12 protein-coding genes and 1 tRNA gene are annotated in these 12,270 nt (G+C 70.2%); all 13 read left to right on the top strand.

What is annotated here, in order from left to right; all coding sequences use genetic code 11:
• The first annotated feature begins 7 nt into the window (after window positions 1–7).
• The 13 genes from prfB (at window position 8) to V4F39_RS08555 (ending at window position 12,266) form a co-directional block, all read left to right on the top strand.
• A protein-coding gene (prfB, locus tag V4F39_RS08615; protein ID WP_332288910.1) for a peptide chain release factor 2 occupies window positions 8–1,112 on the top strand; the annotation gives its coding sequence in 2 pieces (ribosomal slippage) (window positions 8–88 and window positions 90–1,112; 1,104 coding nt in all).
• A gap of 64 nt (window positions 1,113–1,176) precedes the next feature.
• Window positions 1,177–1,920 carry a hypothetical protein gene (locus V4F39_RS08610; RefSeq protein ID WP_332288909.1) on the top strand — a complete coding sequence of 248 codons (744 nt, stop codon included), beginning with the start codon at window positions 1,177–1,179 and terminating at the stop codon, window positions 1,918–1,920.
• Between the two features lie 147 nt (window positions 1,921–2,067).
• A complete protein-coding gene (gene pepN, locus V4F39_RS08605) occupies window positions 2,068–4,740 on the top strand; it encodes an aminopeptidase N (RefSeq protein ID WP_332288908.1) in 2,673 nt (890 codons plus the stop codon).
• Window positions 4,741–4,743: 3 nt separating this feature from the next.
• Window positions 4,744–5,754, top strand: a complete 1,011-nt coding sequence (locus tag V4F39_RS08600) for a class 1 fructose-bisphosphatase (protein WP_332288907.1) — start codon at window positions 4,744–4,746, stop codon at window positions 5,752–5,754.
• Between the two features lie 25 nt (window positions 5,755–5,779).
• Window positions 5,780–5,855 (top strand) — tRNA-Thr (locus V4F39_RS08595).
• Window positions 5,856–5,949: 94 nt separating this feature from the next.
• Entirely contained in the window at window positions 5,950–6,273 is a 324-nt protein-coding gene (locus tag V4F39_RS08590; protein WP_332288906.1) for a LapA family protein, read from the top strand.
• The gene (gene lapB / locus V4F39_RS08585; protein ID WP_332288905.1) at window positions 6,263–7,417 is read left to right on the top strand and encodes a lipopolysaccharide assembly protein LapB; all 1,155 of its coding nucleotides are present in this window, start codon (window positions 6,263–6,265) and stop codon (window positions 7,415–7,417) included. The genes V4F39_RS08590 and lapB overlap by 11 nt, the downstream gene beginning before the upstream one ends.
• Before the next feature lie 93 nt (window positions 7,418–7,510).
• Entirely contained in the window at window positions 7,511–8,080 is a 570-nt protein-coding gene (locus V4F39_RS08580) for a D-sedoheptulose-7-phosphate isomerase (RefSeq protein WP_332288904.1), read from the top strand.
• A 23-nt stretch (window positions 8,081–8,103) separates the two neighbouring features.
• The gene (gene rfaE1 / locus V4F39_RS08575) at window positions 8,104–9,033 is read left to right on the top strand and encodes a D-glycero-beta-D-manno-heptose-7-phosphate kinase (RefSeq protein WP_332288903.1); all 930 of its coding nucleotides are present in this window, start codon (window positions 8,104–8,106) and stop codon (window positions 9,031–9,033) included.
• Window positions 9,030–9,542: an adenylyltransferase/cytidyltransferase family protein gene (locus tag V4F39_RS08570; RefSeq protein WP_332288902.1), complete on the top strand. Its 513-nt coding sequence runs from the start codon at window positions 9,030–9,032 to the stop codon at window positions 9,540–9,542. Before rfaE1 ends, V4F39_RS08570 begins: the two co-directional genes overlap by 4 nt.
• Complete coding sequence (gmhB, locus tag V4F39_RS08565; RefSeq protein ID WP_332288901.1) at window positions 9,539–10,108, top strand: D-glycero-beta-D-manno-heptose 1,7-bisphosphate 7-phosphatase; 570 nt, start codon at window positions 9,539–9,541, stop codon at window positions 10,106–10,108. Before V4F39_RS08570 ends, gmhB begins: the two co-directional genes overlap by 4 nt.
• Window positions 10,105–11,169, top strand: coding sequence for a lipopolysaccharide heptosyltransferase II (gene waaF / locus V4F39_RS08560; protein WP_332288900.1), 1,065 nt, complete (start codon window positions 10,105–10,107; stop codon window positions 11,167–11,169). The genes gmhB and waaF overlap by 4 nt, the downstream gene beginning before the upstream one ends.
• Window positions 11,166–12,266, top strand: coding sequence for a glycosyltransferase (locus tag V4F39_RS08555; RefSeq protein WP_332288899.1), 1,101 nt, complete (start codon window positions 11,166–11,168; stop codon window positions 12,264–12,266). The genes waaF and V4F39_RS08555 overlap by 4 nt, the downstream gene beginning before the upstream one ends.
• Window positions 12,267–12,270: the final 4 nt, after the last annotated feature.

Below are 12,270 nucleotides of genomic sequence, written 5' to 3'. Positions count from 1 at the left end.
GGCACTCATGGACAACGAAAAGGTCAACGAGATCGGCGCCCTGCTCGCCGACCTCAGCGCGCGCACCGACGCGCTACGGGGGTATCTTTGACTACGACCGCAAAGCACTGCGGCTGAACGAGGTCAACGCCGCGCTGGAGAACCCGAGCGTCTGGAACGAGCCCAAGCGCGCGCAGGAACTCGGCCGCGAGAAGCGCTCGCTCGACACCGTGGTCGAGACCATCAACCACCTGACGAGCAACCTGGCCGACAGCACCGAGCTGTACGACATGGCCAAGGAAGAAGGCGACTTCGACAGCCTGGCCGCCATCGAGGCCGATGCGAAGAAGCTGGAGGGCACGGTCGAGCAGCTCGAGTTCCGCCGGATGTTCAACAACCCGGCCGACCCGAGCAACTGCTTCATCGACATCCAGGCCGGCGCCGGCGGCACCGAGGCCTGCGACTGGGCGAGCATGCTGCTGCGCCAGTACCTGAAGTACTGCGAGCGCAAGGGCTTCAAGACCGAGGTGATGGAAGAGACGGAAGGCGACGTCGCCGGCATCCGCTCGGCCACCATCAAGGTCGAGGGCGACTACGCGTTCGGCCTGCTGCGCACCGAGACCGGCGTGCACCGCCTGGTGCGCAAGAGCCCGTTCGATTCGGCCGGCGGCCGCCACACCTCGTTCGCGAGCCTGTTCGTCTATCCGGAGGTGGATGATTCGATCGAGATCGACATCAACCCGGCCGACGTGCGCACCGACACCTTCCGCGCCAGCGGCGCGGGCGGGCAGCACATCAACAAGACCGACTCGGCGGTGCGCCTGACGCACATCCCGACGGGCATCGTCGTGCAGTGCCAGAACGACCGTTCGCAGCACCGCAACCGCGACGAGGCCTGGCAGATGCTGCGCTCGCGCCTCTACGAGCACGAGATGCGCAAGCGCATGGCCGAGCAGCAGAAGCTGGAAGACAGCAAGACCGACGTCGGCTGGGGCCACCAGATCCGCAGCTACGTGCTCGACCAGAGCCGCATCAAGGACCTGCGCACCAACGTCGAGATCAGCAACACCCAGAAGGTGCTCGACGGCGACCTCGATCCGTTCATCGAGGCCAGCCTGAAGCAGGGCGTGTAGCACCGTGGGGCCGGCCTCCGCATCGCCGCAGCGCACGCTGCCGGTGATCTGCATGGCAGTCGGCATGCCCCACGGGGATGCCGACGTGTACGTGCGGCGCCTCTCCGACATGCTGGGGCGCCACTGCCCGCGCCCCTTCCAGCTGTACTGCTACACGGACCGGCCTCGGTCGCTGCCGGAGGGCGTGATCGCGCGCGACTGCAGCGGCTGGACCGAGCTCGAGCGCGAAGGGATGCGCCCGACGACACGCAAGCTCGGCCTGTTCAACCCGGCCTACGTCGAGTTCGACAGCTTCCTGTACCTCGACCTCAGCCTGGTCATCCAGCGCAGCCTGGCGCCGCTGCTGGACCACGCCATGGACCGGCCGGAAGACCTGGTGATCGTGAGCGACTGGAATCACGCGGGCTACAACTCGTCCGTGATGCGCATCCGGCGGGGGCCCCTGCGCGCCATCTACGACGCGTTCGTCGACGGCGAGCGCTTCGAGCAGCGCGTGATGGGCGACCAGGAGTTCATCCACGGCGTCGTGACGGCGCGCGGCCTGCAGTCTCGCGTGGCGCTGTTCCCGCCGGGCCAGATCGCGAGCTTCAAGAGCGCCGTGCGCCTGCTGGGCCGCGACCCCGTCGCGGCCGGGGAGCAGCTGCGCGCCGCCACCATCGTGAAGTTCCACGGCCAGCCGAAGATGCACGAGGCCTTCGGACTGCGCTACCGGTGGCTGCGCGTGCGCTTGCCCGAACTGCTGCGCGGGCACCTGGCCCCCGTGCTGCCGCTGGCCGAGCTGCGGCGGGAGTGGACCGGCAACTCCTGACGCGCCGCGCGCCGCCAGGTGAGCAGCCGCTAAACTCAAGCCTCCGACCGACCCCGCGGCGCCACGCTGCATCGACATGCGAGATGCGGTCCACCGCGATGGCCGCAGCCGTCGCTTCCCCAGCTCCAGCCAGCGAACACCCACACCATGCGTGAAGGCACAGCCACACCCGTCCGTCGCCAGGACTACACCGCCCCCGCGTACTGGATCCGCAGCGTCGAGCTGACGTTCGACCTGGATCCCGGCAAGACCATCGTCACCAGCCGGCTGGTGATCGAGCGCAACCTGGACACGCCGCCGCAGCCGCTGAAGCTGCAGGGCGAGGACATCACGCTGCTGCGTGTGCAGGCCAACGGCGAGAGCGTCAGCTTCCGGCACGAGCCCGGCCTGCTGGTGATCGACAACCCGCCGGGCGACAACTTCACCCTCGACATCCGCAACACCTGCTGCCCCGACAAGAACACGCAGCTCTCGGGCCTCTTCTCGTCCGACAGCGGCCTGTTCACCCAGTGCGAGGCCGAGGGCTTCCGCCGCATCACCTACTTCCTCGACCGGCCCGACGTGATGGCGGTCTACACCGTCACGCTGCGTGCCGACAAGAAGCGCTACCCGGTGCTGCTGTCCAACGGCAACCTGCTCGAGCAGGGCCCGCTGGACAACGGCCGCCACTACGCCAAGTGGCACGATCCGTTCCGCAAGCCGAGCTACCTGTTCGCGCTGGTGGCCGCCGACCTGGTGGCGCGCGAGCAGCTGATCCGCACGCGCAGCGGCAGGGACCACCTGCTGCAGGTCTACGTGCGCCGCGGCGACCTCGACAAGACCGAGCATGCGATGAACTCGCTGATCGCGTCGATCATCTGGGACGAGGCCCGCTTCAAGCTGCCGCTCGACCTGGAGCGCTTCATGATCGTCGCCGTCGGCGACTTCAACATGGGCGCGATGGAGAACAAGGGCCTGAACATCTTCAACACGAAGTACGTTCTCGCCAGCCCCGCCACCGCCACCGACACCGACTTCATGGGCGTCGAGAGCGTGGTCGGCCACGAGTACTTCCACAACTGGACCGGCAACCGCATCACCTGCCGCGACTGGTTCCAGCTGAGCCTGAAGGAAGGCCTGACGGTCTTTCGCGACCAGGAATTCAGCATGGACATGGCCGGCGGCCCGAGCGCCCGTGCGGTCAAGCGCATCGACGACGTGCGCGGCCTGCGCCAGGTGCAGTTCCCGGAAGACGCCGGCCCGATGGCGCACCCGGTGCGGCCCGACGAATACCAGGCGATCAACAACTTCTACACCGCCACCGTCTACGAGAAGGGCGCCGAAGTCGTCCGCATGATGCAGACGCTGGTGGGCCGCGAAGGCTTCGAACGCGGCATGACGCTGTACTTCCAGCGCCACGACGGCTTCGCCGTGACCTGCGACGACTTCGCGCAGGCCATCGCCGACGCCAACCCCGGCAGCATGCTGTCGACGCGGCTCGAGACCTTCAAGCGCTGGTATGCGCAGGCCGGCACGCCGCACGTCGAGGCCCGCGGCCGCTACGATGCCGAGCAGCGCCGCTACGTGCTCACGCTGTCGCAGTGGAGCAGCCCCAGCGCGCAGCAGCCCGTGAAGCTGCCCTACGTGATCCCGGTGGTGATGGGGCTGGTGGGGCCCGAAGGCCAGGCGCTGACGCTGCAGCTCGAGGGCGAATACGGCCATTCGGGCACCGAACGCGTGATCGTCATCGACGACGAACGGCTCGAACTCGTCTTCGTCAACGTCGACGTGCCGCCGGTGCCCTCGCTGCTGCGCGGCTTCTCGGCACCGGTGCGGCTGGACGATGGCCTGTCGGACGCCGACCTGCTGACGCTGCTTCGGCACGACAGCGACGCCTTCAACCGCTGGGAGGCCGGCCAGCGGCTGGCGCTGTCGCGCATGCTCGCGGCGGTGCCCGGTGCGGCGCCCGCGGTGCTGGACGACGCGCTGGTCGATGCCCTGCGCGCGGTGCTGCGCGACCCGTCGCTCGACCCCGCTTTCAAGGAACTGGTGCTGACGCTGCCCACCGAGCGCTACGTCGCCGAGCAGCTCGACACGTCCGATCCGCAGCGCATCCACGCGGTGCACCAGGCGCTGCAGGCGCAGCTGGCCGAGCGCCTGCACGACGACTGGGCATGGGCCTTCGAGCACCACCAGGTCACCGAAGGCTACCGGCCCGACAGCGAACAGAGCGGCCGCCGCGCGCTGGCCAACCGCGCGCTGGGCATGTTGGTGCGGCATGCCGTGGCCACGGGCGACGCCGTGTGGCCGGGCAAGGCCTACGGCCGCTTCAAAGAGGCCGCCAACATGACCGACCGTCTGGGCGCCCTCGCTGCACTGGTCGACGCGCACGCCGAGCTGGCGGCGCCTGCCCTCGAGCGCTTCCACACCCTGTTCAAGGACGAGGCGCTGGTCATCGACAAGTGGTTTGCGCTGCAGGCCGGCGCGCCCGAGACGGCGGACGGCCGCGTCTTCACGCGGGTCAAGGCGCTGCTGAAGCACCCGGACTTCTCGCTGAAGAACCCGAACCGCGCACGCAGCCTGGTCTTCAGCTTCATGAACAACCCGGCCGCCTTCCACCGCAGCGATGCGGCGGGCTATGCGCTGTGGGCCGAGCTGGTGATCGAGATCGACGCGGCCAACCCGCAGCTCGCATCGCGCCTGGCGCGCCTGATGGAGCGGTGGCGCCGCCTGGCCGAACCCTGGCAAAGTGCTGCCCGCGAAGCGCTCGCGCGCGTGGCCGCCAAACCCAACCTGAGCGACGACACCCGGGAAGTCGTTTCGCGTGCACTCGAAAGCTGAATCATGGAAAAACGCATCAGCCTCACCCAGTACCTCGTCGAACAGCAACGCAAGCACGGCCACATCCCCGGCCAGCTGCGCCTGCTGATCGAAGTCGTGGCGCGCACCTGCAAGCGCATCGCCATCGCCGTCAACAAGGGCGCGCTCGGCGAAGTCCTGGGCAGCGCCGGCAGCGAGAACGTGCAGGGCGAGGTGCAGAAGAAGCTCGACATCATCGCCAACGAGGTGCTGATCGAGGCCAACGAATGGGGCGGCGCGCTCGCGGCCATGGCCAGCGAGGAGATGGACTCCATCCACGTGGTGCCCAACCGCTACCCGCAGGGCGAATACCTGCTGCTGTTCGATCCGCTCGACGGCTCCAGCAACATCGACGTCAACGTGAGCATCGGCACCATCTTCTCGGTGCTGCGCAAGCTCGGCGACCACGAGGCCGTGACCGAGCGCGACTTCCTGCAGCCCGGCTCGCGCCAGGCGGCCGCGGGCTACTGCGTCTACGGCCCGCAGACCACGCTGGTGCTGACGGTGGGCGACGGCGTCGCGATGTTCACGCTCGACCGCGAGCAGGGCTCCTGGGTGCTGACGTCGGAGGACGTCCGGATCCCCGAGGACACCAAGGAGTTCGCGATCAACATGAGCAACAAGCGCCACTGGGATGCCCCGGTGACGCGCTACATCGACGAATGCCTGGCCGGCACGGAAGGCGAGCGCGGCAAGGACTTCAACATGCGCTGGATCGCCAGCATGGTGGCCGACGTGCACCGCATCCTGAGCCGCGGCGGCGTGTTCCTGTACCCCTGGGACAAGCGCGAACCCGACAAGCCCGGCAAGCTGCGCCTGATGTACGAGGCCAACCCGATGGCCTTCCTGGTCGAGCAGGCCGGCGGCGCCGCGACCAACGGTCGGCAGCGCATCCTCGACCTCCAGCCGAGCAAGCTGCACGAGCGGGTGAGCGTGGTGCTGGGCTCGAAGAACGAAGTCGAGCGCGTCACGCGATATCACAACGAATCCGCCTGATTTCAGGCTATACTCTTGGGCTGTCGCCGGTGTAGCTCAGTTGGTAGAGCAGCGCATTCGTAATGCGAAGGTCGGGAGTTCGACTCTCTTCACCGGCACCAGAAGTCCCCATGAAAGCCGACCTCCGGGTCGGCTTTTTCTTTGCGGCTGCGCCCTCGCAGGACGGCACGGGCGCGTGGCTAGAATCCGCGCGCCATGCGCATCCTCGTCTGGCTCGTTCGAGCCTTTGTCTTCTTCGCCCTCTTCGCCTTTGCGCTGAACAACCAGCAGGAAGCGATCGTGCGCTGGTTCTTCGGCGTGGAGTGGCGTGCCCCGATGGTGATCATCGTGTTGGTGGCCTTCGCCGCAGGCTGCACGATCGGCGTGCTGGCCATGGTGCCGAGCTGGTGGCGCCACCGCCGGGTGGCGCGCCGCATCGCGCCCGAGCCCGTGGCCACGGCCCCTGCGGCGCCCGCCGCCATCGCGGTGCCGCCGGCCGAGACCGCCATACCGGAACACCCTCCTCGCGATGGACTTTGATCTGCAGTGGCTGCTGCTGGGCCTGCCCCTGGTGTTCGCGCTGGGATGGATGGCCTCGCGCTTCGACCTGCGCCAATGGCGGCGCGAGCAGCGGGATTCGCCCAAGGCCTACTTCAAGGGACTGAACCTGCTGCTCAACGAGCAGCACGACAAGGCCATCGACGCCTTCATCGAGGCGGTGCAGAACGACCCCGACACGACCGAGCTGCACTTCGCACTGGGCAACCTGTTCCGCCGCCGCGGCGAGTTCGAGCGCGCCGTGCGGGTGCACCAGCACCTGCTGCAGCGGGGCGACCTGTCGTCGGCCGACCGCGAGCGCGCGCAGCACGCGCTGGCGCAGGACTTCATGAAGGCCGGCCTCTTCGATCGCGCCGAAGAAGCCTACCGGGCGCTGGAGGGCACCCCCTTCGACACCGAGGCCCGGCTGGCGCTGCTGTCGCTGCATGAACGCTCGCGCGACTGGCGCGCGGCCGCGGAGGTCGCCGCCCGGCTCGAACGCAGCAACACCGGCTCGTTCGCCCCCCGCATCGCGCACTACTGGTGCGAACTGGCGATCGAGGCCGACGAGCGCGGCCAGGCCGAGGAGGCCGACGCCGCACTCCAGAAGGCGCAGGCCGCGTCGCCAACCTCGCCGCGCCCGCTGGTGCTGGCCGGCCAGCGCCTGGCGCGCACCGGCCGCCATGCCGAAGCCGTGCAGGTGTGGAACGACCTGCGCGCACGGCACCCCAGCGCGTTCGGGCTGATCGCGCGCGACTGGGCGCGCAGCGCGCTGGCCATCGGCCAGGCCGATGCCGCCCGCGCGACGCTGCAGGGGCTGTACGAACGCCACCCCGGCATCGAGTTGCTGCAGGCGCTGGCGCTGGTCGATCCGCCCGGCAGCGAGGCGAGCGCGGTACAGCGCATGGCACAGCACCTGGCCAACCACCCGTCGATCGCCGCGGCCACGGCATTGATGCAGCTGCCGCCGGCACCCTGGGGCGACGCCGCCCGCGCGGGCCTGCGCCAGGCCATCGAGCAGGCGGCCAAACCCTTGCACCGGTACCGCTGCGCCGCCTGCGGTTTCGAAGCGCAACACTATTTTTGGCAGTGCCCGGCCTGCCTCAGCTGGGACAGCTTCCCGCCGCAGCGCCTGGACGACCAGTGAGGACCGGCCCCGTTGCGGGCCGTCCGCTATAGTCCCACGGACCTGCACCGCAGGCTCGGGCCGCAGGCAAGCACGCAGCTCACCGCACCCCTCATGACCTCCCTCTTTCTCGACAACGTCGACCAGCACCTCGACGTGATACGCCGCCTGTCGGCGCTCGATGCCGATGTCCAGCGCATGGGCATCCTGCTGGCCGACACGCTGCAGGCCGGCCACAAGCTGCTGCTGTGCGGCAACGGCGGATCGGCGGCCGATGCGCAGCACATGGCGTCTGAACTGACCGGGCGGTTCATCAAGGACCGCCGCCCGCTCGCCGCGATCGCGCTCTCGACCGACAGCTCGGCCCTCACCTGCATCGGCAACGACTACAGCTTCGACGAGGTGTTCGCACGCCAGGTGGAGGCGCTGGCCCGCCCTGGCGACTGCCTCATCGGCATCACCACGTCGGGCCGGTCGGCCAACGTGCTGCGCGCCGCGGCGGCCGCGCGCCGGGCCGGGGCCACGGTGGCCGGGCTCCTGGGCCGCGACGGCGGCGCGATGCGGGCCGAATGCGATGCCGCGGTGGTGGTGCCCAGCGACGTCACCGCGCGCATCCAGGAAGCGCACTCGCTCGTGATCCACACGCTGTGCGGCCTGATCGAGCAACGCCTGGGCGTCGCGTGAAGCAGGCGAAGGCTTCGAACACCGTGGCCCCGACCCGAGACGTCCTCGCCGAACGGCGCGTCATGGTCGTCGGCGACGTGATGCTGGACCGCTACTGGTTCGGCGACGTCGAGCGCATCTCGCCCGAGGCGCCCGTCCCGGTGGTGCGCATCGTGCGCGAGGAAGAACGCCTGGGGGGTGCCGCCAACGTCGCCTACAACGTGCAGATGCTCGGCGTGCCCACGACGCTGCTCACCGTGGTGGGCGCCGACGAGGCGGCGCAGCGGCTGCAGCGCCTGCTGGAGGACCGCCAGGTCGCGCACGTGCTGGGGCACGACCCTGCGCTGCAGACCATCGTGAAGCTGCGCGTCATCGGCCGCTCGCAGCAATTGCTGCGCATCGATTTCGAGAGCCAGCCCAGCCACGAGGTACTGGCGCAGCTGCTCGGCGACGTCGAGCGCGAGGTGCAGCGGCACGATGCGGTGCTCTTCTCCGACTACGGCAAGGGCGGCCTGGCGCACATCCCGCGCATGATCGAAGTCGCGCGTGCCGCCGGCCGGCCGGTGCTGGTCGATCCGAAGGGCAGCGACTTCGACCGTTACGCCGGCGCCACCGTGATCACTCCCAACCGCGCCGAGCTGGCGCAGGTGATCGGCCGCTGGCCCGACGAGGCCACGCTGCAGGCCCGCGCCCAGGCGCTGCGCGAGCGGCTGCGGCTGCAGGGGCTGCTGCTCACGCGTTCCGACGAAGGCATGACGCTGTTCGACGCCGAAGGCGCCCTGCACGTGCCGGCCCAGGCGCGCGAGGTCTTCGATGTCACCGGCGCGGGCGACACCGTCATCGCCACGCTCGCCGCGCTGGTCGCCGCCGGCATGCCGCTGCGCGAAGCCGTGCCGCACGCCAACCGCGCGGGCAGCATCGTGGTCGGCAAGTTCGGCACGGCAGGCGTCAGCCACGAGGAGCTGTTCGGATGACGCCCCCCATCGCCCCGGCGGACAAGATCTGCCTGCCCGGTGAACTGCCGGCCCGCCTGGCCGCGCTGCCCAAGCCGTGGGTGTTCACCAACGGGGTGTTCGACATCCTGCACCGCGGCCACGTGCAGTACCTGCACGAGGCATCGCAGCTCGGTGCCTCGCTGATCGTCGCGCTCAACACCGACCGCTCCACCCGCCTGCTGGGCAAGGGCCCCGAGCGGCCCTTGAACGCTGAACTCGACCGGGCGCTGGTGATCGGCGGCCTGGCCTCGGTGGCGCTGGTGACCTTCTTCGACGAGTCCACGCCGCTCGCTCTGCTCGAACGTGTGCGGCCCGAGTGCTACGTGAAGGGCGGCGACTACGACATCGAGCGCCTGCCCGAAACCGCGCTGGTGCGCGGCTGGGGCGGGCGGGCGCAGGCGCTGCCCTTCGTCGACGGCTACTCGACCACGCGACTCGTGCAGCGCATGGCTGCCGCCGCGCCGGCACGCACCGGAGGACGGCCGTGACGCCGCGCCGCGCCGCCTTCCTCGATCGCGACGGCGTCATCAACGCCGAGCACGGCTACGTGCACCGCTGGGCGGACTTCGAGTTCCTGCCCGGTGCGGTCGAGGCGATGCGCCGGCTGCACGAAGCAGGCTGGCTCATCGTGGTGATCACGAACCAGTCCGGTATCGCACGCGGCATGTACACCGAGGCCGACTACCAGGCGCTCACCCGGCAGATGCGCGGGCACCTCGCCGGCCTCGGCGTGCCGGTGGCCGGCGTGTACCACTGCCCCCACCACCCGGGCGGCAGCGTCGCGGCCCTCTCGATCGACTGCGACTGCCGCAAGCCCCGGCCCGGCCTGCTGCTGCGGGCCGCACACGAGCTGGGCCTGTCGCTGCCCGATTCCTTCATGGTGGGCGACAAGGGCTCCGACGCCGAGGCGGCCCGTGCCGCCGGCGTGGGCCGCGTGCTGCTGGTCGAGTCCGGCCACGCGCTGCCGGCCGGTGCCGCCGCGCTGGCCGACAGCGTGCACCCGGACCTGGCGCAGGCCATCGGCCACCTGCTCGGCGCCGCGGTATCGTCGTGACCCACGCCGCTCCTGCCGCTGCGGCGCGCCGCATCCTCGTCATCCGCCTGTCCGCGCTGGGTGACGTGATCATGGCCTCGGGCCTGATCCCTGCCCTGCGCACCCGCTACCCCGACGCACACATCGCCTGGCTCACCGAGGCACCGGCGGCCCCGCTGATCCAGCAGCATCCGCTTCTGGACGAGGTGATCGTCTGGCCGCGCCACCAATGGCAGAAGCTCTGGCGCGAGCGCCGCTTCGGCACGCTGTGGCAGGAGATGCGGCGCTTCCGGCGGGCGCTGCGCGAACGGCACTTCGATCTGGCGCTCGACGCCCAGGGCCTGCTGAAGAGCGGGCTGTGGGGGTGGCTCAGCGGAGCGCCACGGCGCATCGGCCTGCGCGCGCGGGAAGGCGCGCAGTGGCTGGCCACCGAAAGGCTGGATCCGCCGCGCGATGCCGATGTGCGCATCGGCGCGGAGTACCGCGCCCTCGCCCGCCACGTCGGTGCGCCCGACGAGACGTTCCGCCTCGACCTGCGCTTCGACGAAGCGGTGCGGCAACGTGCACGCGCCCAGCTCGCCGCCCTTGGCGTGCACGGCCCGTTCGCCGTGCTGTGCCCCTTCACCACACGGCCGCAGAAGCACTGGTTCGAGGAGCGCTGGGCCGCCCTCGCCGAACGGCTGGCCGCCGGCGGATGCACGCCGGTGCTGCTGGGCGGACCGGCGGACCGGGAGGCCGCCGCGCGCATCCATGCCGCTGCCCCGTCGGCCGTCGACCTGGCGGGCCAGCTCAAGCTCGACGAGAGCGTGGCGCTCATCGCCGACAGCCACCTGCTGATCGGCGTGGACACCGGCCTCACGCACGCCGGCAGCGCGTTCCGCGTGCCGACCATCGCGCTCTTCGGCTCGACGCGGCCGTATGCCGATGCCGATTCGCCACGCACCGCCATCCTCTACGAACCGCTCCCCTGCTCCCCCTGCCGCCGCAACCCCACCTGCGGCGGCCGCTTCGATTGCATGCGCGCCCACACCGTCGACCACGTCCTCCAGCAGGCCCAGCGGCTGCTGCATCCCCTGCCATGAAAGTGCTGCATGTCGAATCCGGCCGCCATCTTTATGGCGGCGCGCTGCAGGCCGTGCTGCTGATGCAGGGGCTGGAGCAGCGGGGCGTCGAATGCCACCTGGCCTGCCGCACCGGCGCGGCGATCGGGCAGGCCGCGGCGCCGCAGATCACCGCGGTGCACGAGACCACGATGAAGGGCGACGTCGACGTGTTCACCTGGTGGCGGCTGCGGCAGCTGATCCGCCGCATCGAGCCCGACGTCGTGCACCTGCACGCCCGTTTCGGCACGGACGTGTGGGGCGCGCTCGCAGCGCGCGGACAGCAGGTGCCGGTGGTGCACAGCCGCCGTGTGGACAACCGCGAGCGGCGCTGGATCGTCGGGCTCAAGTACCCGCTGTACGACAAGGTCGTCGCCATCTCGCACGGCATCCGCGAGGTGTTGATCGACGAGGGCGTGCCGCCGGCGCAGGTGGTGTGCGTGCATTCGGCGGTCGATACGGCGCGCTACCAGCCCCGCGGCGACGACCGCGCCTGGCTCGATGCGCAGTTCGGCCTCCTGCCCGGCGACCTCGCGGTCGCGCTCATCGCGCAGTTCATCCCGCGCAAGGGGCACCGCGTGCTGATCGACGCGCTGCCCGCCGTGCTGGCACGGCAACCGCAGACGAAGGTGCTGCTGTTCGGGCAAGGCCCCCAGGTCGAGCCCGTGCGGCAGCTGATCGCCGAGCGCGGGCTGGGCGCCAACGTGCAGATCGCAGGCTTCCGCAGCGACCTGGAGCGTGTGGTCCCGAGCCTCGACCTGGTCGTGCACCCTGCCGCGACGGAAGGGCTCGGGGTGTCGCTGCTGCAGGCTGCTTCCTGCGGGATCCCCATCGTCGCGACCCGCGCCGGGGGCATCCCGGAGATCGTGCAGCCCGGCCTCAACGGCGAACTGGTCGAACCCGGGGACGCGCCCGCCCTGGCGCAGGCGATGCTCAAGCTCCTGGGCGATGCGCGCCTGCGCCGGCAGTACGGCGACGCGGCGCGGCAATGGGTGTTGGCGCATTTTTCGGTCGACGCGATGGTCGAAGGCAATCTGGCCGTGTACCGCGAGGTGCTGGCCGACCGTGCAAAGGCATGAGGGT

Origin of the sequence: Aquincola agrisoli, assembly GCF_036621135.1 — a bacterium.
GTDB classification, from domain to species: Bacteria; Pseudomonadota; Gammaproteobacteria; order Burkholderiales; family Burkholderiaceae_C; genus Aquincola; species Aquincola agrisoli.
This window is presented reverse-complemented; position numbering and strand designations above follow the sequence as displayed.

What these genes read in the sequence shown, in the direction of transcription:
- V4F39_RS08610 (WP_332288909.1), top strand. Translation starts at nt 1,177, where the DNA reads ATGCCCCACGGGGATGCCGACGTGTACGTGCGGCGCCTCTCCGACATG.
- pepN (WP_332288908.1), top strand. Translation starts at nt 2,068, where the DNA reads ATGCGTGAAGGCACAGCCACACCCGTCCGTCGCCAGGACTACACCGCC.
- V4F39_RS08600 (WP_332288907.1), top strand. Translation starts at nt 4,744, where the DNA reads ATGGAAAAACGCATCAGCCTCACCCAGTACCTCGTCGAACAGCAACGC.
- V4F39_RS08590 (WP_332288906.1), top strand. Translation starts at nt 5,950, where the DNA reads ATGCGCATCCTCGTCTGGCTCGTTCGAGCCTTTGTCTTCTTCGCCCTC.
- lapB (WP_332288905.1), top strand. Translation starts at nt 6,263, where the DNA reads ATGGACTTTGATCTGCAGTGGCTGCTGCTGGGCCTGCCCCTGGTGTTC.
- V4F39_RS08580 (WP_332288904.1), top strand. Translation starts at nt 7,511, where the DNA reads ATGACCTCCCTCTTTCTCGACAACGTCGACCAGCACCTCGACGTGATA.
- V4F39_RS08570 (WP_332288902.1), top strand. Translation starts at nt 9,030, where the DNA reads ATGACGCCCCCCATCGCCCCGGCGGACAAGATCTGCCTGCCCGGTGAA.
- V4F39_RS08555 (WP_332288899.1), top strand. Translation starts at nt 11,166, where the DNA reads ATGAAAGTGCTGCATGTCGAATCCGGCCGCCATCTTTATGGCGGCGCG.